A 23,254-nucleotide genomic window follows, 5' to 3' on the forward strand; every position below is an offset into this window, starting at 1 on the left:
GAGTACGAAGCAGGGCTTGAGTTGAGGATTGGGATCGGGCACGGAACAAGAGTCTGTGTCCGAGAACGGAAAGAGCAGGACAGAATTTATGGGAAAATATTTTGGAACAGACGGATTTCGTGGAGAGGCAAATGTCGATCTGACGGTGGAGCACGCTTATCAGGTGGGACGTTTTCTCGGCTGGTACTATGGACAGACGGCAAAGAAGACTCCGGAGAACCCGGAGGGACGTTGCAGAGTTGTGATCGGAAAGGATACGAGACGCAGTAGCTATATGTTTGAGTATTCGTTGGCTGCCGGTCTGACCGCTTCCGGAGCAGATGCCTATCTGCTTCATGTGACGACGACTCCGAGCGTTTCATACGTTGTCCGTACAGAGGGATTTGACTGTGGAATCATGATTTCCGCAAGCCACAATCCATTCTATGACAATGGAATCAAGGTCATCAACGGACGCGGTGAGAAACTTGAAGAAGAGGTCATCGAGAAGATTGAGGCATATCTTGACGGAGAGGCAGGAGAGATTCCGTTTGCACTGCGCGAGAACATCGGACGCACCGTGGATTATGCGGCAGGACGCAACCGCTATATCGGTTATCTGATTTCGATTGCAACCCGCTCGTTCAAGGGCAAAAAGGTTGCACTTGACTGCTCAAACGGAAGTGCATCTGCGATCGCAAAGAATGTCTTTGACGCACTCGGCGCAGAGACCTATGTGATCAACAACACGCCGAACGGCGTCAACATCAATACCGACTGCGGATCAACACACATCCATGTGCTTCAGGAGTATGTGAAGAAGAACGGTTGCGATGTGGGATTTGCTTACGATGGAGACGCAGACCGTTGTATCGCTGTGGATGAGAACGGAAATGAAATCAACGGAGATCTGATTCTGTACATCTGCGGAAAGTATATGAAGGAGAACGGTTCTCTTTTCCACAACACCGTTGTGACAACCGTGATGTCAAACTTTGGTCTCTACAAGGCATTTGACCGCGAGGGAATTTCTTATGAGAAGACGAAGGTCGGCGACAAGTATGTCTATGAAAATATGGCACAGTACGGCAACTGTCTCGGTGGAGAACAGTCCGGTCACATCATTTTCAGCAAGCATGCGACGACCGGAGATGGCATCCTGACTTCGCTGAAAGTCATGGAAGTCATTCTCGAGAAGAAAGAGACTCTGGGTCATCTGGCTTCCGAGGTTGAGATCTTCCCGCAGGTACTCAAAAATGTGCGCGTGCATAATAAACAGCAGGCACAGGACGATCCGAAGGTGCAGGAGGAGGTTGCAAAGGTTGCTGAGGCACTCGGAAGCGACGGACGCATCCTGCTTCGTCAGTCCGGTACGGAGCCGGTTGTCCGTGTCATGGTAGAGGCTTCAAGCGAGGAGCTCTGTGAGAAATATGTGGATCAGGTGATCGACGTGATGAAAGCGCAGGGGCATCTGCTGTAAGCACAGGCATTCCGATATCACCTTGAAGGTGGAAACTGTTTGTTATCCCTTCTGGTTTGCTGAGATTGTAAAAATTTGTCTCAGCAAGCCGGAAGGTTTTTTTATATGATAGGAAATTGCGTCCTATCATACAAAAAACGCTCCGCGAGAATGTGCCTGGGCACATTTTTTTCATTTATGAAATATTTTGTTTCACAATCCAAAAAACAAATGAAACAGATGTAGCAAACGCGACACCGCATCTGATAAGTCAATCTGAAAATCTGGCAGAATTTGCGTATGGTTCCCTAGAAAATTCTTTAGAAAAATTGTCGACACCGGCTTCCAAAAATAAAAAATCAAATTTTCACCATCAAAATTCTAAAAAAATTTCAAAAAAATCAAAAATGCCCAAAATAAATCAAAAAAAATCCCGGAAAATCCCCAAAACAAAAAAGTTGGCATGAATCTTGCTTTATATAAAAGTATAGAGAGCAACGATTATGCGCGCGATGAATGTTGCTTCCACCTCGAAATCAGATAAAGGGGAAGATGGAGAGGACACCAGAAAGAAAAGGAGAAAAGGTATGAGTGAGAACAGTAGCAAAATTAAGTTTCGAGATATTCTGAACAGAAATCTTGTGTTGATTATTATCATTCAGATTTTGTCGGACTGTGTGAACAACATGGTGGGTGGTTATACAAACATGGCAGCAAAGTCGGCAGGAATTGCGGTGGCAGCAATCGGAGTTGCAGCTTCTGTCTATTCGATCGCAGGAATGGTTGTCCGAATGCCGGCAGGAGCTTTGGCGGATTCTCATAAGAAGAAACTTGCCCTGATCGGCGTGCTGTGTCTGCGTATGCTGACCTGCATGATCTTAAGTACATTTGGAATGAGCGGAAACGTAAACTTCGTTATAGCCCGTGCAATTCATGGAGTCGGCTGGTCATTTGTAGGAATCGTGCTTCCGGCGGTTGTGGCAATGATGATGGACAAGCGTGCAATGGGTACGACATACGCGATTCTGTCTCTGGTACAGCAGTTCTTTAAGACCTATGCGAAAGCGATTGCCGTAAATGTATTCCAGAGTTTTGGTGCAGTTGGAGCAGGACTTGCCTGCTGTGGACTTTCTGTATTGGCGATTGTATTTGTCATGTTTCTTGATTTCAATGACCCGCGTGTGCTGGCAGCAACCCCGAAAAAGCGCGGAGGAAAGCTGGCTTCTCTGAAAGTAAAGTACATTCCGATCTGTCTGATCCTGTCCCTCGTTGTATTTGGATGGCAGATGCATACACAGTTTGATAACGTCGTTGCTCAGGAGCGCGGAATTGACATTGCAGCGATCCTGAAGATGGGCGCACTGATCACTCCGTTTACCGGTTTTGCTTCCGCAGCTCTGTGTGACATCATTGATCCGAAGCTGGTTCTTTGTGCTCAGTACGTTCTGTTGGGCGCTGGAAACCTGATTGTAGGTCGCGCAACGGGATTCAACCTGTTTGCAGTCGGTGAGATCATGACCCTGATTGGAATTCAGTACTCGAGAATCATCTCAATTTACCTGTTCAAGAACTGTGCAGAGACGGAAAAGGGCGCAGTTCATGCAACCAACTATCTGTCGACCGATTTCCTCTCAATCATTGCGGGAACAATTCTCGGTGCTCTGATTTCCGGTCTTGGATACGAGATGAGCTATACGATCACCGGAATTTCTGTACTTGTGTCGATGGCAATTGTGTTTGTATTTGGTACGAAGATGATCCGCTCTGCGGCGGATTCTTCCGAGCAGACAGAGACGGCAAAATAGCCAACAAAAAAGGACAGACAAATTTGAGGGAGAAGAGAGGATCGCGATGGAGAAGAGAAATTCAATACCAGGAAAATATGAGGGATTTGGCAAGGCAAAGTATCCGAGAAAAAAAGTGATATCGCTATATGTTCCCGGATATGATGGGACGAAACTGGCAGTGGATGTGATTTTGCCGGTGGACGAGAACGGGGAGACGGCGAAGGAGAAACTTCCGGCAATTGTCTGCTTCTCGAGAGGAGGGCGCTATGGACAGTGCCAGATGAACGGGGATGAGATTTTTGATTACTGTATCCCGTATGGATATGTCGGAGTCGTCGCAGAGATGAGAGGATGCGGTGTCTCCTACGGTGTGAACAACAGCTTTGCAAGTATTGAGAACCGTCAGGATACGACCGCGATTCTCGACTGGATTGGAAAGCAGGAGTGGAGCGATGGTCAGGCGTGCACGTTTGGCGGTTCCAACAAGGGACTGATTCAGTTTGCAACGGCAGTGCGAAAGCCTGAGCCGAGCCCGGTTCTGAAAGGCATCACTCCGGTTGTTGCAAACGCAGACTTCTATTATCAGGACTACATCAACGGAGTTTCCGCAATCCCGACGAGCCGTGTTCATCGTGTGTCCGGTTCTGCAAAATCGACAGGAAAGAAGACGAAAGAAGAGTTTCTTACAGACAAGAAGATCAAGCCGGTGGATGCAGATCCGAACGGAGATCAGGCATACGAGGCATATGAGAAGGATCAGTATGGACATAACATGCCGTTTATGAAGTCCCTGCTTCTTCCGAACATGTGCCGGGATGATGAGAATCCGATTCTCGGGGGCGAGAAAACGAATCTCACAATCCCGCCGATCACGGACATTGACGTGTTTAAGAAGAGTGATGTCAAGGTTCACCAGTTTGCGGGATTTCTTGAGTCCGGTCCGTTTGGACAGCTGATGGCGGCAAAAGAGTGGGATGGAACGATCGTCGTCGGTCCATGGGATCACAGAGAATCGAGAAGAGGAAACAAGGAATTTCCGGAGGGAGACTATAACTTTGGCGCAGAACACTTAAAATGGTTTGATTACCTGATGAAGGGAGTCGCAAATGGATTTGGGGAGCGCCCGAGATTTGTCTACTATACGCTGAATGCCCCGGAAGGAGAAAACTGGAGAGTCAGCGATACCTGGCCACTCGAGAATGCGAAACCGACGAGACTGTATCTGACACCGGAAAAATCCGGAACTGCTGGTTCGGTCAATGACGGATCGCTTGAGAGAGAAAAGCCGGAGCAGGAGAGCGCTCAGGATTATCAGGTAGACACCTCGATTCGGGTCTTTGATGATGGCGAGGGTCACACGATGGACCGCATGCACCTGTGGTGGGATGGAGATATGCAGCCGGGAGTGGACAACAAGGGACTCACGTTCACCTCAAAACCGCTGTTTGGACGCTATCGCAACGAAATCACGGGATGTACGAGTGTAGATCTCTGGGTGACTTGTAGTCAGAATGATGCCGATTTCCTCTGCTATCTGGAAGAGGTTCTGGAAAACGGAGAATCCCACTATGTATCGATGGGATGCTTAAGAGCTTCGCACAGAACTTCAGCGCCGAGAGAGGCATGGAATGAGTGTGGAGCGACGTATCATCCGTGTCTGAGAGCCGATCAGGAGCGGTGTCTCGCGGAGGGAATGGATAAACCGGTTCACCTTCAGTTCCATATCGAGCCGACCTCCTATAAGTTTAAGAAAAACAGCCGGATTCGTCTGACTGTCACCTGTGCGGATAAGCAGACATTCCAGCATCCGATGTACGACGAGACGAATCTTCCGCAGGTTCAGCTGTATCAGGGGGGAGATCATGCTTCCTATATTGAGGTTCCGTTTGTGGAGAGCGAGGAGAACGTCTATAACGGAAAACTCGAGAAAGGAGAATACCGCGGACCGGCAACATGTTACTTCTTTAAAGAGCACACCTATCTGTATTATAATGGAACGTGGGAGAAATACCATACGGAAGAACTTGCATGGAATCTGGAAGATGGAGTTGCTGTCTTTGAGCAGGGATTTCGTTTTATCTGGGAGGGCAGGGCGCAGGTAAATGGAATTTTGCAGGATTATCAGGGGACGGAGAAACCGATTGCCCCTTTTCCGGTCAAGAGACATCAGGTCGTAGATGTGATGCCGGTCTCAGCAGATAAGAATCGACTTTTTATGCCGGGATATAAGAGCATCTACGTCGAGGCGTTTGCGAAGAACTGGAAAGCAGGGGCGGAGAAACGTCCTGCAATCCTGTACATGCATGGATACAGCAAAACACCGTCTGAGCTTCAACCGCTTCAGCTTCGGATGCTCGAGGAAGGATATGTGGTAATCGGAATTGATATGAGAAATTACCCGCCGAATATCTTTCCGGATTATCTTCACGATGAGAAGGGCTGTGTGCGCTATCTTCGCGCTCATGCAGAAGCATTTGGAATCGATCCGGAGCGCATCGGTTGTTGCGGTCAGTCGCTCGGCGGAAACGGTCTTCTGCTTCTCTCTGCGACAGGTGGATGCGATGCCAAGTTAGAGGGAAGCGTTGGTGGAAATCTCGAGTATTCCAGCCGTGTTCAGGCATCGGTGATCGGATATGGATGGTGCGACCTTCTGACGATGGGAGAAGATCTCATTGAGGAAAATGCAAACCAGCCGGAGGCAGTTAAAAAGATTAAGTGGGACAACTCCAATGGTCCGATGGCACCGGCAGGCGCAGTGATTGGATTTACCGGAAAAGGAAAGGGACTTCAGGTACTTGTCGACTATGCGAGAGCAAAGGCATCCGGGGATGTCTCCGGGTTTGAGCATCCGGAAGAATTAGAGCGTATGCTCAAAATCGCCGAGAGTGCCAGCCCGATCTCCTACATCGGACCGGACACTCCGCCGATGGCACTGTTTTCCGGAATCAATGATGTCTCAATCGACATTGCAAATCGCCAGTCGCTGAGAACATTTGAGAAAATGGGAGAGTACGGCGTAGACGGTTTCCTCTTTGCAAATACAAACGGTCGCTATGGAAAACGACCGGAGATCATTGCGGGAGTGTTGGAATTCCTTCATCAGAATCTGGACAGGCTGGGAGAAGGAAACACTCTTTCCAAGGTGGTTGCAAAGCCGAGAGAGACATGTGTGCTTGAAGATGGAACGGAGAGAGAGAATGTGAGTGCTCCGATCCTGCGTCAGGGAGAGGAAATCCTTGTGTGTGCAGATTATGCGAAGGAGAAATTTGGAGCACAGATCGAACCGGGGGAAGGCGATGTCTGGATTGACGGAAAGGCATACAAGAGAATTGGGGAGCTTACAGGAAGTAAGATTGCAGTCCGTTACTTTGCAGACAGAGATATGGCGGTGATTTTGCCGGAGGACAGGATGCCTGCCCAGATGCCGAGAGTTCGGTCGTAACTGTTCAGTACCTTCACAGTCACGAAAATTCTATAATGAGGGGAAAGTAAGATGGAGATATGGTCACAGCTGGCATTGCCGGTATCTTTGATGGCAATTCTGCTGGCGGTTCTGGTTGGATGGAAGAGCAGGACAAATGCCGGAGTGATTGCGATGGCACTGGCATGTCTGATCAAAGTATTTTTTATGGATGGCAGTGTGAATCAGGTGATAGAAGCATGGCCGTCGAAAATCGTCTTTTATCTGATTGCGATTGCGCTGTTTTTTAATTATGCGACTGCAAACGGAACGATGGATCTGCTGGCAAAAAAAATGCTGTATCGTCTGCGTGGCCGTGCCTTTCTGATTCCGTGGGTGATTACGGTTGTCTGTGCAGTCGTGTCGTTTCTCGGAGCCGGGGCTTCAACTCCGGCGATCATCGGACCGCTTGCCTTCTCACTCGGACTCAAAGCAGGGATTCATCCGATTTTGCTTGCACTCTCTGTCGCCTGTGCAACGACGATCGGCGGGGATAATCCGATCAATGGCTATGGCGGGGTGATCTCAAAAGGACTGATTGAACAGACGGTCTATGCAGAATATGCATCGAAAATCAGCTTTGCGGTCTGGATGAATGCAGTTGGAAAACAGCTTCTTGTCATTTTGGTCGCAAGCCTGATTTTCCGCGTGCGTGCGACGCAGAAGGTAGAGGTAGAAAAACCGGAGGAATTTCAGCCGGTTCAGAGAAAACAGCTCGCATTGATTCTTGGCGCAATCGCAGGAATGTTGATTCCAATGATTGCAGTCACCTATGCGCCATCGGAGTTTACGAGAAAACTTGTGTCGATCATGCAACCGCAGTTTGTGATGATTCTGGCATCGCTTGGCTGTGCGGTTCTTCATCTTGGTTCTCAGCAGGTGGTGATCGAGAAGATCCCGATGAATACGATTCTGCTGATTTCCGGAATGTCGATGCTTCTTGCGGTCGCGAAGGAGGCAGGAATGGTGGAGGCGATCTCCGCGGTGATGATGCGAGGTGTGCCGAAATCGCTTGTTCCGGCATCTCTTGTGGGCTTCTCTGCGTTTCTTAGTTTTTTTTCAAGTGGAACGGGAGTGGTCTGTCCTCTGCTCTATCCGATGGTTCCGCATTTGGCACAGCAGATGGGACTCAATCCGATCATGCTCTTTTCGTGCATCTTTGTCGGAGCGATGTCCTCTTCCGTTTCGCCGTTCTCAACCGGAGGCGCGATGACGATTGCGGGATGTCCGTATCGAAATGTAAAGGATCAGCTCACAAACTGGATGATTCCGGTCGCCATTTTGATTCCGGTTGCCTGTGCTGTGCTTGCAAGTGTCGGTGCATTTGGATTTTTTCATATGTAGTCGATTTGAAAATTCAAAATAGGTATTTCCTGAAAAACTGTCCTTCCGAAAGAGATATGGGGAAGGGCAGTTTTTTGATGCGATGGGAAAATAAAAACTGAAGCGACCGGAAAGCCGGCAGATGAGTATGGATGAGTGCGTCAGCACGAATTTGCGGGGGTATGGTAAAATAAAAGAAATGGGATAAGGCACAGATTGAATGTGATTTTGGGAAACAGGGAGAAAGTATCATGTATCGGATTTTATATGTCACGAGTGAGAAAAAAATCAATGAGATGATGTTGGAATACGCGAAGAGTCTTGAAATTGAAATGGTTGATGAGGTAGTGGTTCCACGGTTAGAGAACTATGAAGTGGATGAAGAGGTAGCAGAACAAAAGATTTCTCAGCTCGATATGAAGTTGTATGATGCCGTGATCTGTCGCGGTGGAATGGAAAAAGTTCTTCGGGGGTTCCAAAATCCTCCGATTCAAATTCCGATCATTCCGGTTCAGTTTCTCGGGGCAACGACGTTCAATATGATGGCGGATGTGAAGAATAAGCACCCGGAAGAATTTGAAAAACCGGAGGTGAAAGTCTGGGTTTTGAGTCATCATCCGGTTTACATTGATCCTTATGCGATGCAGGTTGCCTTTCATGCGGTGGTTGAGAATAAGAATGTCGAGAAGCAGACGAAGGCGGAACTCTTTCAGAGCGCACTCAAAAATAAAGTTGATTTTCTGCTGTGTGGACCAAATAACTGTCTGATAGCAAAACAGTATGGGATTCATGCGTATTACAATGCGGATGTGGATGAGACGGAGACGATCAATAATACGATCCGTCAGGCAATCGAGGTAATTCACTCGATTCAACAGCAGAGAGAGCGTGCAAAGATGATTGAGAACATCATGGATTACTGTTTTGAGGCTCTGCTTCAGACGGATCCGTCAGGAAGAGTCATTTATTTTAACGAGGAGATGAGAAAACTTTTTGAGTGTGCGCCGTCGGAGCTTTATGGTCAGTATATCTGGGATCTGATCCCGGATCTCGAGATGGCGGATATCCGCAGAGTGATTGAAAATCGGGAGAATATTTACAGCAGTATGGTCGAAGTCCGGCAAAAACAGAGGGCAATCATCAATCTGATCCCAAATATCCGCAATGGAAAGTGTGAAGGTGCGATTCTCTACCTCTATCAAAAGACAAAGATTGATACGCTCGACATGCAGTTAAAGCAGAAGAGCTATGAGAGAGGGCTTTATGCGCGGTATCATTTTGAAGATATTATCGGACAGTCAGAGATGATGGAGACCTGTCGATTCCGGGCAAAACAGTTTGCAAGACACCATGCGAACGTTCTGATTCTCGGGGAGTCCGGAACCGGAAAAGAGTTATTTGCGCAGAGCATCCACAATTTCAGTCTCAGAAAGGGAAATCCGTTCGTGGCGATTAACTGTGGAGCGCTCCCGGAAAGTCTGTTGGAGAGTGAGCTGTTTGGCTATGTCGGAGGAGCTTTTACCGGCGCAAACAGCAAGGGAAAGAAGGGATTGATTGAGCAGGCGGACAAGGGAACGATCTTTCTCGATGAGATCGGGGAGATGAGTCCGGAGGGGCAGGTGCGTCTTTTGAGAGTTCTCGAGGAGAGGACGATCACGCGAATCGGAGATGACAGGCAGATTCCGGTAAATGTCCGCATCATCGCGGCGACGAATCGAAATCTTTACCAGGAGGTTCAGAAAGGAAAATTCCGTGAAGATCTCTATTATCGCCTGAATGTTCTGACGCTGAATATTCCACCGCTGAGAAAGCGGAGAGAGGATATTGAGCTTTTGGCGAATCATTTTTTAGAGAAGTACAGCAGAGAGAATGAAAAACATGTTGTCCTTGATGCAGGCGCCATGGAAGTGTTGAAAAATTATCCGTGGAGAGGAAATGTGCGCCAGCTCAGAAATTTCTGTGAGCGTCTCGTGATTATCAGTGACCGGAGAGTGATTGGGAGAGAACTTTTGCAGTCCCAGATTCAGGAGATTTATCAGCAGGAGAATGAGGAGATTGAGGAGACTGAGTTGTCGACCTTGAAATCAGGGACGTCGACAGCGGAATCGGATATGGTGGTGGCAGAGCGACAGGAACAGGATGAAGAAACGGAGAGACAGAGGATTCTCGCGGAGCTGAAACTCTGTCTGGGAAACCGTGGGGAGACTGCAAAAAATCTCCACATGTCGCGGGCAACGCTGTGGAGAAAGATGAAAAAATATGGAATTAGTGTGTAAGAATTGATGCGTAAACGGTAAGTGAAATGGGGGACTTATCGATTTTGCTTTCGTCCGCTTGCATCCGGAATTCCCAGTTCCTGGCGGTATTTTGCAACCGTTCTTCGTGCCACTGTGATATGCAGGGAGTTCAGTGCATTGGAAAGTTTCTGATCACTCAGCGGTTTCGCCGGATTTTCCTGATCAATCAGGTTTAAGATTGCGGATTTAATCTGTTCGGAGGTGATTCCGCTACTCTCTGTTTCTTCGCTGTTAAGTGGGAGTGGTTTGTCCTGATCCGATTTTCTTTCCGCTTTTTCTGGTTTTTCTAAGGGCTTTCCGACCTGACGGGTGAAGAAATAATTCAGGGGATAGACACCCTTTGTGCATTGCAGAAATTTTCCTTTCACCGCTCTGCTCACGGTTGATTCATGGATTCCAAGACGGGTTGCCACGTCCTGAAGATTGAGAGGAACTCTATGTCCGTCAGCTTTCAGGAAAAAGGTTTCCTGTGCCCGGACAATTTCTTTTGAGACAAGTTTCAATGTTTCCGCACGCTCCTGCACACAACGCTGAAGCCACTCGACCTGTTGATACTTTTTTTCGAGATATTCTCTGATCTGTTCCGACTCGTCTTGTTTCATCAAATTCAGATAATACTTGCTTGGAAAAATGTGTGGAGTCTGTTCCGTTCCGATCAGCACTTCCAAATAATCTGAAAAGTGCACAACAGTCACATCGGGTTTGATGTACTTCAATTTTTCGCGGGAGCTGAAGGAATTTGCCGGGATCGGGTTTAAGGTCTGAAGAATTGCACAGAGTCGCTGAACTTCAGCCGGGCTGATCTGCATGTGTTTTGCAATCTGATTTAAATGATTTTTTCCGATCTCTTCGATCCAGTGTTCGGTTAAGTCAGTCAGGAGATCGGCATCTGCTCTTGAGAGCGCGCCATTCTTACACCGGCGACGAATCTGGATTTGAAGACATTCTTTTAAGCTCGAAGCACCCGCCCCGGCAGGATCTGCGGATTGAAGCAGTTTTTTGTAGTTGTGTAGCTCGTCCGCAGAGAGACCGAGTGCACTCTGAAGTTCTTCTTCCGAGTCTGTCAGATATCCCCGGGAGTCCAGATTGTATACAAGAAAATTTATACAGGCTTCGTCCTTCGGCGTTTTTAGATCCGTTACAAGTTGACTCAGCACATATTCTTCCAGACTGTTTTCGGATTCTGCGACATTCCGGAAATCTTTGTTCTCATTCTCTTCGCACTCATTTGCATAGTAGATTCGATTCTGCTCATCAGACTGGTTCAGCCATTCCAGTTTTCGGCGAAATTCGATGTCCTGAATGCTGTCGTGACCGGAACGATCAGGGGCAGAAGCGGACAGCGCATGCTCGGTCCGATCTAAATCAATCATTGGATTTTCCAAAGCCTGATTTTGAATATAAGCCTGAAGTTCCTGCAAATCCATTTGAAGAATCTCAGCGGATTGAATCATTTTCTGCGAGATGACGGTCTTTTGTGCCTGAAATTGCTGATAGTCTAGTGTATACATTTGAGTCCCCTCTTTTGTTGCAGTGAAGGTTGGATGCCTTGTAAGTTAAGTCAGTTACGTTGCAGATCAGATACTTTGTGAAGCAGAGAAGCGTTTTTTCCGGATTCATATTGTCTCAGGAGTTCCAGTGCCTCTCTCGACATCGGGTAGAGGATCACAATGTTAAACAGCGTCATCAGTCCGATGCCGACATCGCCGAGATCCCAGACAACCGTGTATTTCTGGAGACCGCCGATGAAGAGCATGATCAGTGCGAGTACCTTGTAGGCGGTCTGGAAGCACCAGCGGTTTCCGAACAGGTAGGAGACGTTGGAGCGCGCATAAAACAGGATTCCGATGAACGTTGAAAAGCTGAACAGTGCGAGTGTCAGTGCAATGAAGATCACGCCGATCGATCCGAGATGATAGTGCATTGCAGTCTGGAGAAGATCCATTCCGGTCAGATCAGTAGTCAGATCCTCCGGTGTGAGAAGCATAATCATCGCGGTACAGCTACACACAACGATCGTGTCGATCAGGACACCGAGTGCCTGGGTGAGACCTGTGCGAACCGGGTCATTGCTGTGGGCAGCGGCAGCGGCACATGGGGCAGAGCCGGAGCCGGCTTCATTCGAGAAGAGTCCGCGCTTGACTCCGTTCATCAGCACAGCGCCAAATCCACCGGAAACTGCCTGACGAAGCCCAAATGCCTCCGAGAAGATGCGGGAGAAGACCGATGGGAGAAGCGTCAGATTTCGGGCGATGATGAAGAGCGTGATCACGAAAAATCCGCCCGCCATGATCGGCACGAGGAAATCGAGGAGCCTGACTGTCGCATTTCGCTGAAGCACAATGACCGCGGAGAGGATCACGAGAATGATCGTCGTGACAAGTGGCGGGATCTGAAACGCATTCTCAAATGCCGAGCTCACCGAGTTGCTGATGACCTGGCTGATGCCACACCAGCAGATCAGACCGGAGATTGCAAACAGACAGGCAATCAGAGAGTGAGACGTTTTTCTGCCGGTTTTCTTCTCTACAAAATGGTGGATGTAGTAGGCAGGTCCGCCGTGGTATCCACCGTAGAGCGGATCAGGCTCCTTGTATTTCTGGGCGAGAACTGCCTCGACAAACGCGGTTGAGGAGCCGATCAGCGCCGTCACCCACATCCAGAACACGGCACCGGCTCCGCCGAGGGAGACGGCAGCGACAACGCCGACAAGGTTTCCCATACCAACGCGGGTCGCAGTGGAGATGATCAGTGTCTGAAGCGAGGAGAGATTGTCTGGATGTTCTTTTTTCTCACTCAGCGCGCGGATCATGTCCGGAAACAGACGAATCGGGAGAAGACGGGTGCGAATCGAAAAATAGATGCCTGCCGGAATCAGGAGCAGAAGCATCAGCGAGATGCCGATTGAGCTGTTGTTCAGCGGAATCGTGAACAGATCGCCCCACAGAAACGAGTAAACGGTTTCAATTAAGTGTATAATCAATGAGAAATCGTTCCTTTCTTGAGATTTTTGCAGTCCGGATTTCTATTTTATTTAAAACCGGACGTTTGCTATTATATCGGTTTCCGGCAGGTTTGTAAATTGACAATTCCTTGAAGTTTTGTCGATAACGGAAGACAGAGTTACTGACTGTATGTTGGTTGCACAAATGATAATGGTAAAGCAGATTTTTCCGATGGATCAGGAAATTCACCAGGGACGGCTTGTCATGCCTGTTAAAATGTGATAAAATATAAGAACGTTGCGACAGAAAAGTCGGAAAATCCCGGGTGTGAGTCTGCATCCGGGATTTATCGTTTGTACTGTGACACCGAAGTTTATGAGAAAAGGAATGATGTACGATGGGGCTGAACCCAAACGAGTGACAATTTTTATTGTCAAGCATTATGGCGTGATTTACCGACTGCAAGGCTCAGGGAGTCGCGTCCTATGACGCTTTCATAGGCTTTGAGAAAGAGAAAGCAGATAAGACTATAAGACTTACAGCCAGATCTAAGACAAATGTAAGATAAGATGGCTGTGACAAGAGAGCGAAAAGCAGGAGGAGCAGATTATGTTAAATTACAAGAGATATAAGAGAGTACCGGTTGTTAATTACCCGGAGAGACAGTGGCCGAACAAGGAGATCGAGAAAGCACCGGTATGGTGTAGCGTTGACCTGCGTGATGGAAACCAGGCGCTGATCGAGCCGATGGTTGTTGAGGAGAAGATCGAGTTCTTCAACATGCTCGTAAAGCTGGGCTTCAAGGAGATCGAGATCGGTTTCCCGGCAGCTTCCCAGATCGAGTATGATTTCCTGCGTCAGCTTGTTGACCGCAAAATGATCCCGGATGATGTTCGTGTGCAGGTTCTGGTACAGTGTCGTGAGCATCTGATTAAGAGAACCTTTGAGGCAATTCAGGGAATCAAGAAGGTAGTCGTTCACATTTATAACTCTACCTCTACCTTACAGCGTGACGTGGTATTCCATAAGAACAAAGAGGAGATCAAGCAGATCGCAATCGACGGAACGAATATGGTCAAGAAGTATGCGAAGGACTATGACGGAGACCTGATGCTTGAGTATTCCCCGGAGAGCTTTACCGGAACGGAGCTGGATTATGCACTTGAGGTATGTACCGCTGTTCAGGATACCTGGGGTCAGGCAACTCCTGAGAAGCCGATCATCTTCAACCTGCCGTCCACCGTTGAGATGAACACTCCAAACGTTTACGCAGACCAGATCGAGTGGATGGATCGTCACTTCAAGGATCGTGACAGCGTGATCCTGAGCGTACATCCGCACAATGACCGCGGAACCGGCGTGGCAGCTACCGAGCTGGCACTGCTTGCAGGTGCAGACCGTGTAGAGGGAACTCTGTTCGGAAATGGTGAGCGTACCGGTAATGTGGACATCCTGACACTGGCTTACAACATGTTCTCTCAGGGAATCAATCCGGAGTTGAATATCGAGAACATCCGTGAGATCGCAGAGGTTTACGAGCGTTGCACAAAGATGAACATCGATCCGAGACATCCGTATGCAGGTAAGCTCGTATTTACTGCATTCTCCGGTTCTCATCAGGATGCCATCAACAAGGGTATGCAGGCTCTGCATGAGCGCGGAGGCGAGATCTGGGAGGTTCCGTATCTTCCGATCGACCCGTCCGATATTGGTCGTCAGTACGAGCCGATCGTTCGTATCAACAGCCAGTCCGGAAAGGGTGGCGTAGCCTTCGTTATGGATACGTTCTACGGATTCAAACTGCCGAAGGGCATGCACAAGGAGTTTGCAGATGTGATCCAGAAGATCTCCGAGAAGCAGGGTGAGGTTGCTCCGGAGCAGATCATGGATGAGTTCAAGAAGAATTACCTCGACAAGAAGGAGCCGATGCACTTCCGCAAGTGCCAGATCACGGATACGGAAGTTGAGCCGGGTGAGTATGCAACCCTTGTCAAGGTTACTTATACGAATCATGGTATCGAGAAGACATTCGAGGGCATCGGAAACGGCCCGATCGATGCCGTTCAGAGAGGTCTTGAGAAGGAGCTTGGCATTCAGATGAAGGTTCTCGACTACAACGAGCATGCACTGACCTCCGGTTCCGGCGCACAGGCAGCTTCCTACATCCATCTGATGGATCAGGTAAGCGGACGTGTGACCTACGGTGTTGGTATCAGCTCCAACATCACCCGCGCTTCGATCCGTGGTATTTTCAGCGCAGTGAACCGCCTGTTCTTTTCATAATCTTTTCATAAACTGAGATCATATTTGTATAGCTTCATATAACTCAGAGTCGATGTTTCCCTTCTTTCTGTTAAGTGGGGGGACATCGCAAAACGAAAAACTGGATAACACAAAACAGGATAACACAAATAGGACAAAAAACGCACCGGAGGAAAATTCCTTCGGTGCGTTTGCTTTTGGTGGTTATTGTGAGCTTTACGGCTGGGGACCGCCGGTCTGACCCGGGGTCAGGCTCGTTCCACCGTTTGCACTTGAACTGGTTGTTGAGCTCGTGCTGTCCGTTGTAGAGGTGGAGGTACCGGACGGAGTTGAGCTTGTGCCGGAAGCCTTTCCTGCTCCAACGGTGATCGTTGTGCCAGTGGAAGTGTTCTCTTTCTGGTTGCCGGTTCCGGATACGCCAGGACCGCTGTTGCTGTCATTGCTGGAAGAAGAGCTTCCAGACGGAGCGGAGGTTGTGCCGGAAGTGTTACCGGAGGTGTTGTTGCTGGTGCCGGAATTAGCGGTTCCGTGGGAAACGTTCTGGGCAGCGGTGCCATCGTAAGCATTTGCAACGGAAACAGTCGTGGTGCAGATTCCATTTGCACCGAACTCATAGGTCGTGCCGTCAATCTTCTTCGACTCGCCTGCAATCATGCGTCCGTCTGCCTTCGGATCAAAGTAGTAATAATTTCCGCTTAATACAACCCAGCCGGTCTGACGATGTCCGGAGGTGTTGAAAAAGTAGTAGTAACCGCTGATGTCCTTGCTTCCGACAGACATGCGTCCATTTGCCGGATCCATGTAGTACTTGTTCGTTCCGTCAGACAGCCATCCGGTCAGCATGCGTCCGTCGGTGTGAAAGTAGAAATAGTAACCGTCGACCTGTTGCCATCCGGTTTTCATTTTTCCGTCTGCGCCGAAGAGGTACCAGCTTCCGTTGACTTCCTGAGCCTTGTTGACAACACATTTTCCGGAATCCGGTGCAAAGTAATACCAACCGCCGTCCATCTGTTGCCATCCGGTCACCATCACTCCGTTGCTTCCGAAGTAATAATAATCCTCGCCGATGTTCAGCCAGCCCTTGTGCATCGTGCCGTCGGTCAGAAGGTAATAGTAGTTGCCATTGTCATTGACAAGTCCATTTCCCATTACACCATCTGCCTGGAAATAATACCAGGTGTTGTTGATCTGCTTCCATCCGGTTGTCATAGCTCCGGTTGTAGGATCAAGATAGTAATAGCCGTTTGAAAGGTTCAGCCAGCCCTTGTGCTGGGAACCGTCTGCATCATAATATACATAGGCATTGCCGGACTGTGCCCAGCCGGTAGCCGCATATGCGGTGAGACCAGAACCGAGTGTCATTGCACTCATCATTCCAGCGACCACGGTTGCGGTAAAGAGCCGTTTGTTCTTCATGATAACCCCATCTCCTTTATCTTATTTTTATACTTAATTTATCTCGTATTGATTATAACACAACAAAAAAAGGAAAAGATAACAAATTTATTACGAACTGCGAAAAAATTCTAGTCGGTATGATGCTCCATTTTAGAAAATTCCTGTTTGAAGAAAATCAAAGGCAGATCAGCAGTTCTTTTGTTACTGTTCAAATGCCTTGCAAACAGTAACGTTCTTTTACTTTGCGGTAGTAGGCTTTCGCATAGCGATACTGGATGATTGTGTACTCGCCAAATTCCTCTCCGAGGGAAGCCTTGTAGACGGCCCAGAGACTCCACAAAAATCCGCCGAGGGCGACATAAGAATAAACGACGAGACGCTCGGTATTATCCGGGATTCGTCCAAAATAGATTTCCATCAGTTTTTCGAGGTCTTCTTCCTTGTAATAGGAATAAATTCCCGCCATCGACAGATCGATCAGCGGATCGCACATTCCGGCATACTCCCAGTCGATCAGGCGCACGGAACCGTCTTTGAGAATCAGGAAATTGTCGGCATTTGCATCGATGTGCGACAGGACTTTTGGGCGGTTCATCGAGTCGAGCTGGTCGAGAAGTTCGATCATCTGAGCACGCACATTCTGATAATCCTCAAACGGGATTCCGCCATGCTGGAGACAGAGACGCTCATAAAACAGAATTCGCTCGCGGATGTCGAAGGAGTGGTCGACCGTCAGACCGGACTCGTGGAGCTGATGCATGACTTTCATGCAGGCGCGCATGTCGTTCCAGTTGAAGGCTTCGGAGTTGCGTGCGCCATCGTAATATCTTGAAATCTTGTAACCGGTGTCTCCACTGATATAGATTAAGCGGTCGGAAATTCCGAGTGGCTGGATGGTCCGGTAAACTTCCGCTTCTTCCCTGCGGTTGATCAAAAGACCGGTTCCGGGTCCCGGAATTCGGCAGATGTAGGATTTTCCGTCGATCTGAAACAGGAACGATTTGTTCGTCATTCCCGATTTCAGACAGCGCAAATCATGGATTTCGGATTCCGGTACCCTGAATACCTTTGCGATCAGCTCAAGAGCTTCGTTGTTGGAGCGGGTCTGATAGCGGGAATCGAATCTGCGGAGCTCTTCAAGGTTCTCAAACTCATAGATCTGGTTGGCAGGCTGGCGGTTAATGTCGATCTCGAAGCGGTCAAAGTGGTGGATCAGAACATTTTCCCAGTAAAATTGCTCTGTTCCCGGAGTCTCGTACTCTTTCTCAAGCTCCGGAAGAAACTCGGCGGAAAACTCCCGCGAGAAGTAGACCGGTCCGTACATCACCCATGCATTTTCGCCTCCGACAGTCACATCGGTGATTCGTCCTTTTTTATTATAGGAAAGAACCCACTCGGAAGTTTTGCCCTCCATATAAGTCGAAGCGTACCACGCACCGCACTCATATTTGTGGAACATGTTTTCGCGGAGCCAGTTGTCGGACGAGAGAATGTACATGTTCTTTCCGTAGAGCGCTTTGCGCGCATGGTAGATCGTTGCGAGCGTGTTTTTGCAGGAATATTCCGGATTGTAGAGCAGGGTCACGTTGTACTTGTCGATCAGGTACTCGAACTTTTCTTTCAGATAACCTACCGCAATCGTGATGTTTTCGACTCCGGCTTCCCGAAGCTGGCGGATCTGGCGCTCAATCATGCGCTCACCGAAGACTTCAAGGAGTCCCTTCGGGGTTTCAAATGTGAGCGGGACAAAGCGGGAGCCGAAACCGGCGGCAAGGATCAGAGCTCCATCCACCTTGAACTGGTTCAAGAAGGTTTCGCCCTCGCCGGTCAGCTCGTAAGTGCCGGCGATACTCTTTCCTGGTGCAATGTAATGAAGATTCATACATTCTTTGATCAACGTGTTTACGGTGCCGAGGGAGAGCTCCATCTTCTGTGCAAGATCTCTCTGACTGCTGTGTGGGTTTTCTTTTAGGTAACGACAAATGAGTCCGATTCGGTTCATAAAAAAATCCTCCATCTTATTATTCAGATTCGTAGGTTCCGTATTTTGCTGGTTTTGCAGGTGCACGATGTTGAGATGCACTGCAGGTGCGCGCATGTCCTCGTGTGCACGACAGAATCGTCATGAATGTTCAAAAATAAATAAAATAACTAACTAATGAACAGTATAGCGCGGAGAACTAAAAAAAGCCATATAAAAACAGAGTTGTACTAATATTAATACAATTTTCGTGAAAAATTCGATTTCCGTAAGATTTTCGTAAGAAAACGCTTAGGGTTTTGTTATAGCATTTCCGGAAAAAGTGTATTATACTGTGAACTGTGATGGAGAGGTGGTAAACTTCCGGGCAGTATCCATAGTTGGTCATTTGTTACATAAATGTGAAAAATGTAAAAAACTATTGATAATTTACCTTATCAGAAGTATAATCACTTCGTGATGCGATTTTAATAGGAATTTTAAGAGCATTTCAGAAAGAAAAAGGAGAGTGCATTCATTATGAAGAAGCAGACTAAGATCGTTGCAGTTGCATCTGCAGCAGCAATGCTTGCTATCGGCGCTTCCATGACCTCTTTCGCAGCTACTGGCTGGGTTGAGGAAGATGGACAGTGGTACTACTATGATAAAGATGGCAACAGAGTAGAGGATGAGTGGAAGAAGTCCGGAGACAACTGGTACTGGCTGGATAGCGAGGAGAACGGCGCTATGGCAACCGATAAGCTGGTTGAGGATGACGACGACACCTACTATGTAGATGCAAACGGCGTTATGGTAAAGAATACCTGGGTTAAGGTAGTAAACGAGGATCAGGATGATGATGATGATCCGGCTGAGTATCGTTACTACTACATGCAGAATTCCGGTAAGGCTTACAAGGCTTCTGATAACACTAGCTCTGTAAAGTTCAAGACCATCGACGGCAAGAAGTACGCATTCGATGAGGATGGTAAGATGCTGTACGGTTGGATCAACAAGGATGATGCATCCCTGAAGACCGAGGACAGCGACTGGGAAGAGGCTACTTACTACCTTGGTTCCTGGGAGGATGGTTCTCTGAAGACTGGTTGGCAGAAAGTCAACGTTTACGATGAGACCGAGGATGATGATTACGATTACTGGTTCAACTTCAAGTCCAACGGTGAGAAGAGAGCATCCGTAGAGGATAAGAAGATCAACGGTAAGCACTATCGTTTCGATGGTCGTGGTGTTATGGTTTACACCTGGGGTCTGGCAAGTGGCGCAGAGGCATCTGCTTCTTCAGCTGCTAACTGGCAGTACTTCAACAGCCCGGAGGACGGTGCTCGTGTAACCAAGGGTTGGTTCAAGGTTGTAGCTCCTATGACCGATGGTACCGACAACACCTTCAAGAACTACGGCGATGGTACCTTCGCAAAGACCAATGCAGATGATGAGTCTGAGAAGTGGTACTATGCAGATAGCGACGGCGAGCTGTATGTTGGCGCAATCAAGAAGATCAAAGGTAAGTACTACGGCTTCCGTCCGGATGACGGCAAGAAGGGTGCTGCAATGCTGACCGGTCTGTGCATCCTGCAGGTTGACAACAGCGGTAACATTCAGAAGGTAATCGATGATGATATCGGTGCTGATGATGTTGATGATATCCTGGATGGCAAGTACGATGGTCAGGATTCTTGGGCAGCTGATGGCGTTAGCCTGTACTACTTCGGTAACAACGCTGATAGCGACGGCGCTCTGAAGACTGGTTCTACCACCATTTCCCTGGATGGTTCTTCCTACAACTTCTACTTCAGCAAGACCGGTGGTACCGAGGGTAAAGGTAAGGGTGTATCTGGTATCGATGATAACAAGTACATCTACATGTTCGGTTGCAAGGTTAAGGCTGATGCAGACGACAAGTACCAGCTGGTTAAGGTTACCGCTAACGAGAAGGGTTCTAAGGACATCAACGCTGACGGCGTAGCTGTAGAGAAGGTTGAGTCTGCTGACTTCAGAGGCGATGCTATCACCGGAACTTACACCAACACCGATAAGGAGTCTGTAAGCTACACCAAGCTTGAGGACGCTGATCTGTACCTGGTTAACACCGCTGGTAACGTTCAGAAGAACAAGACCGCTGCTAAGGATGGCAACGACTGGTACTTCTACGTAAGCGACTACAACGCTAAGCTGTACACCAACAACAAGTCTCTGAAGGCTAAAGATGGTTCCGTAACCGATTGGAAGGGTCTGGTTAAGTAATTAACCTTTCACATCCATTCTGAGCCAAATCAGATGATATAGAAAGCCACTGCTCACAGTTTGAAAAAGCTGTGGGTGGTGGTTTTTTTTGTTTTTTTCGAAAATTGTAGAAATCGGATTGACAAAACTCTTATAATGAAAAGATATGTAGATATTTTATCGTCTTATCGTTTGTTTTAACCTTCATCTGAATTAGAAAAATCAGGTATGGAAATGGAAAATCAGATATGAAGAGGGATGAAAACAGTAGAAGAAAGATCTATTCATTATTGAAACGATTTAGACAGAATAAAGAGGGAGACTCACCGAGGTCTGCAAAGGAGAAAAAACATCATGGAAGAGATTGGAAAAATTGAAAAATTTGAGGAATATCTGAAAGATCAAAATTTAGCCGTCAACACGATCACCTCTTATTTATATGCAATCAGACAGTTTAACAGTCTTTATGACACTCTGACCCGAAAAAATCTGCGGGAATACAAGTTATTTTTGATGAAAACATACAAACCTCAGACCGTAAATCTGCGGATTCGAGCAATCAATTGCTATTTGGAGAGCATTCAGAAAGAGAAGTGGAAGCTCAGTTCCGTCAAAGTCCAACAGAAACCCTTTCTCGAAAATGTGATCAGCGAAGCTGATTATCTGTATTTTAAGAATTGTTTAAAGTGAGACGGGGAAATTTACTGGTATCTTGTCGTGCGATTTCTTGCGGCAACTGGGGCGAGAGTCAGTGAGCTTGTTCAGATCAAATCAGAACATGTTAAGATCGGTTATCTTGATCTCTACTCGAAGGGAGGGGAACTGCGCCGAATCTACATTCCGTCCGCACTTCAGAATTTCCATCCGTAATAGGATTGGGTGAGATCTCCGCTTGCATTTAATATCCAGTCTACATAAGAACCATTAATGATATGAATTCCATAGATGCTTATAAATATGAATGCACCTAAGATACCACCAAGAAATACCGTTTTTTTCATATAGATATTGCTCATTTTTTTCCCCCTTAATGTTTCTTTGATTTTTCTATAAATTATTTACATCAGTAGTTCTTTCGCTAATGATATATCTTGGGCGAGCTTTTGTTTCCAGATAAATTTTTCCGATATATTCGCCTAAAATACCAAGACAAACAAGTTGAACTCCGCCAATAAAACAGATTAGACTGGTCATACTCGCCCAACCGCTTACTGTATTTCCATAGAAATGTTCTACGATAGACCACATACCAGTTAAAAAACTTAATCCTGCAATGATAAGTCCAAGGATTGCGATGATATGAATTGGTTTTACACTTAAACTTGTAATTCCATCAAACGCTAATGCAAGCATTTTCTTTAGTGGATAATGACTTTCGCCGGCAATCCGTTCATAACGCTCATAATAAACGCAGGTACTCTTAAAGCCGACAAGGGGAATCATCCCGCGTAAAAAGATATTTACTTCTTTAAAATTTGCAAATTCCTGAAGAACATGGCTGGATATCAAACGATAATCGGCATGATTGTATACAACCTCTGCCCCCATCCAATTTAGTAACTTATAAAAACTTTCAGCAGTGAATCGTTTGAAGAAAGTGTCCGTCTCGCGTCGACTTCGTACACCATATACGATTTCGCAACCATCTAAATAAGCGTCTACCATTTTATCCATGGCATTGATATCATCTTGTCCATCACAATCAATGGAAATGGTAATGTCGCACTGATCTTTCGATTCCATTAGACCAGCTAAGACAGCATTCTGATGCCCACGATTTCGGCTTTGAGAAATACCTTTATAGATAGAATTGGCTTTTGACAAGTTACAAATAATATTCCAGGTGTTATCTTTACTGCCATCGTTTATGAAAAGAATTTTGCTTTTTGCGGAAATTTTATTTTGGTGAATGAGATCCTGAACTTTATTGAGAAAGAGAGGGGCTGTAATAGGCAAAACTTTTTCTTCGTTATAGCAGGGAATTACAAGGTACAATGTAGGCTTTTTTTCATACATATAAGACTCTCCCTGTGATCTTTAATAGTAAAATAAAGGAAAACAGAGTGTGCAAAATACCCATGATTAGTTTCATAGCTAATTGTGCACACTCTGTTTTATAAAAAACTAACTGTTATCGATACAA

The 23,254-nt window shown here is 47.2% G+C and carries 15 protein-coding genes; 9 read left to right on the forward strand and 6 right to left on the reverse strand.

Annotated elements, in window-relative coordinates:
• The first annotated feature begins 88 nt into the window (after positions 1–88).
• From glmM to AC4EVX_RS00245, 5 genes are all read left to right on the forward strand, one after another.
• Positions 89–1,459: a phosphoglucosamine mutase gene (gene glmM / locus AC4EVX_RS00225; protein WP_177978551.1), complete on the forward strand. Its 1,371-nt coding sequence runs from the start codon at positions 89–91 to the stop codon at positions 1,457–1,459.
• A 566-nt stretch (positions 1,460–2,025) separates the two neighbouring features.
• Positions 2,026–3,243 carry an MFS transporter gene (locus AC4EVX_RS00230; protein ID WP_177978553.1) on the forward strand — a complete coding sequence of 406 codons (1,218 nt, stop codon included), beginning with the start codon at positions 2,026–2,028 and terminating at the stop codon, positions 3,241–3,243.
• 46 nt (positions 3,244–3,289) lie between these two features.
• Positions 3,290–6,667 (forward strand): CocE/NonD family hydrolase, encoded by a 3,378-nt coding sequence (locus AC4EVX_RS00235; protein ID WP_490159323.1) that lies wholly within the window; start codon positions 3,290–3,292, stop codon positions 6,665–6,667.
• 51 nt (positions 6,668–6,718) lie between these two features.
• On the forward strand, positions 6,719–8,029 hold the full coding sequence (locus AC4EVX_RS00240; RefSeq protein ID WP_490159324.1) for an SLC13 family permease: 1,311 nt from the start codon (positions 6,719–6,721) through the stop codon (positions 8,027–8,029).
• Positions 8,030–8,259: 230 nt separating this feature from the next.
• Positions 8,260–10,284 carry a sigma-54 interaction domain-containing protein gene (locus AC4EVX_RS00245; protein ID WP_490159325.1) on the forward strand — a complete coding sequence of 675 codons (2,025 nt, stop codon included), beginning with the start codon at positions 8,260–8,262 and terminating at the stop codon, positions 10,282–10,284.
• Positions 10,285–10,319: 35 nt separating this feature from the next.
• Here AC4EVX_RS00245 and rpoN read toward each other — a convergent pair whose 3' ends face one another.
• Positions 10,320–11,816 (reverse strand): RNA polymerase factor sigma-54, encoded by a 1,497-nt coding sequence (gene rpoN, locus AC4EVX_RS00250; RefSeq protein ID WP_490159326.1) that lies wholly within the window; start codon positions 11,814–11,816, stop codon positions 10,320–10,322.
• 50 nt (positions 11,817–11,866) lie between these two features.
• A complete protein-coding gene (locus tag AC4EVX_RS00255) occupies positions 11,867–13,288 on the reverse strand; it encodes an amino acid carrier protein (protein WP_177978563.1) in 1,422 nt (473 codons plus the stop codon).
• 571 nt (positions 13,289–13,859) lie between these two features.
• Between AC4EVX_RS00255 and leuA the strand changes: the two genes are divergently transcribed.
• Positions 13,860–15,533 (forward strand): 2-isopropylmalate synthase, encoded by a 1,674-nt coding sequence (leuA, locus tag AC4EVX_RS00260; RefSeq protein WP_490159327.1) that lies wholly within the window; start codon positions 13,860–13,862, stop codon positions 15,531–15,533.
• A gap of 195 nt (positions 15,534–15,728) precedes the next feature.
• Here leuA and AC4EVX_RS00265 read toward each other — a convergent pair whose 3' ends face one another.
• Together AC4EVX_RS00265 and AC4EVX_RS00270 are read right to left on the reverse strand one after the other, a co-directional pair.
• Positions 15,729–16,928 (reverse strand): cell wall-binding protein, encoded by a 1,200-nt coding sequence (locus AC4EVX_RS00265; protein ID WP_490159328.1) that lies wholly within the window; start codon positions 16,926–16,928, stop codon positions 15,729–15,731.
• Positions 16,929–17,118: 190 nt separating this feature from the next.
• The gene (locus tag AC4EVX_RS00270; protein WP_490159329.1) at positions 17,119–18,912 is read right to left on the reverse strand and encodes a sugar phosphate nucleotidyltransferase; all 1,794 of its coding nucleotides are present in this window, start codon (positions 18,910–18,912) and stop codon (positions 17,119–17,121) included.
• A gap of 498 nt (positions 18,913–19,410) precedes the next feature.
• On the opposite strand from AC4EVX_RS00270, the gene AC4EVX_RS00275 reads away from it, so the two are divergent.
• The 3 genes from AC4EVX_RS00275 to AC4EVX_RS00285 all read left to right on the forward strand — a co-directional run bounded on the left by AC4EVX_RS00275 (position 19,411) and on the right by AC4EVX_RS00285 (position 21,981).
• Entirely contained in the window at positions 19,411–21,132 is a 1,722-nt protein-coding gene (locus AC4EVX_RS00275; RefSeq protein ID WP_490159330.1) for a cell wall-binding protein, read from the forward strand.
• A 333-nt stretch (positions 21,133–21,465) separates the two neighbouring features.
• A complete protein-coding gene (locus AC4EVX_RS00280) occupies positions 21,466–21,801 on the forward strand; it encodes a phage integrase N-terminal SAM-like domain-containing protein (RefSeq protein WP_490159331.1) in 336 nt (111 codons plus the stop codon).
• A gap of 27 nt (positions 21,802–21,828) precedes the next feature.
• On the forward strand, positions 21,829–21,981 hold the full coding sequence (locus AC4EVX_RS00285) for a hypothetical protein (protein ID WP_490159332.1): 153 nt from the start codon (positions 21,829–21,831) through the stop codon (positions 21,979–21,981).
• Here the strand turns inward: AC4EVX_RS00285 and AC4EVX_RS00290 are convergent.
• Together AC4EVX_RS00290 and AC4EVX_RS00295 are read right to left on the reverse strand one after the other, a co-directional pair.
• Entirely contained in the window at positions 21,963–22,127 is a 165-nt protein-coding gene (locus AC4EVX_RS00290) for a DUF6311 domain-containing protein (protein ID WP_490159333.1), read from the reverse strand. The genes AC4EVX_RS00285 and AC4EVX_RS00290 overlap by 19 nt on opposite strands.
• A 31-nt stretch (positions 22,128–22,158) precedes the next feature.
• A complete protein-coding gene (locus AC4EVX_RS00295) occupies positions 22,159–23,127 on the reverse strand; it encodes a glycosyltransferase family 2 protein (RefSeq protein ID WP_490159334.1) in 969 nt (322 codons plus the stop codon).
• Between the last annotated feature and the right edge of the window lie 127 nt (positions 23,128–23,254).

Source organism: Brotaphodocola sp., from assembly GCF_983179755.1.

Excerpts from the sequence above, each read along its gene's own strand:
- glmM (WP_177978551.1), top strand. The coding sequence starts at position 89 with ATGGGAAAATATTTTGGAACAGACGGATTTCGTGGAGAGGCAAATGTC.
- AC4EVX_RS00230 (WP_177978553.1), top strand. The coding sequence starts at position 2,026 with ATGAGTGAGAACAGTAGCAAAATTAAGTTTCGAGATATTCTGAACAGA.
- AC4EVX_RS00235 (WP_490159323.1), top strand. The coding sequence starts at position 3,290 with ATGGAGAAGAGAAATTCAATACCAGGAAAATATGAGGGATTTGGCAAG.
- AC4EVX_RS00240 (WP_490159324.1), top strand. The coding sequence starts at position 6,719 with ATGGAGATATGGTCACAGCTGGCATTGCCGGTATCTTTGATGGCAATT.
- AC4EVX_RS00245 (WP_490159325.1), top strand. The coding sequence starts at position 8,260 with ATGTATCGGATTTTATATGTCACGAGTGAGAAAAAAATCAATGAGATG.
- rpoN (WP_490159326.1), bottom strand. The coding sequence starts at position 11,816 with ATGTATACACTAGACTATCAGCAATTTCAGGCACAAAAGACCGTCATC.
- leuA (WP_490159327.1), top strand. The coding sequence starts at position 13,860 with ATGTTAAATTACAAGAGATATAAGAGAGTACCGGTTGTTAATTACCCG.
- AC4EVX_RS00265 (WP_490159328.1), bottom strand. The coding sequence starts at position 16,928 with ATGAAGAACAAACGGCTCTTTACCGCAACCGTGGTCGCTGGAATGATG.
- AC4EVX_RS00270 (WP_490159329.1), bottom strand. The coding sequence starts at position 18,912 with ATGAACCGAATCGGACTCATTTGTCGTTACCTAAAAGAAAACCCACAC.
- AC4EVX_RS00275 (WP_490159330.1), top strand. The coding sequence starts at position 19,411 with ATGAAGAAGCAGACTAAGATCGTTGCAGTTGCATCTGCAGCAGCAATG.
- AC4EVX_RS00280 (WP_490159331.1), top strand. The coding sequence starts at position 21,466 with ATGGAAGAGATTGGAAAAATTGAAAAATTTGAGGAATATCTGAAAGAT.
- AC4EVX_RS00290 (WP_490159333.1), bottom strand. The coding sequence starts at position 22,127 with ATGAGCAATATCTATATGAAAAAAACGGTATTTCTTGGTGGTATCTTA.
- AC4EVX_RS00295 (WP_490159334.1), bottom strand. The coding sequence starts at position 23,127 with ATGTATGAAAAAAAGCCTACATTGTACCTTGTAATTCCCTGCTATAAC.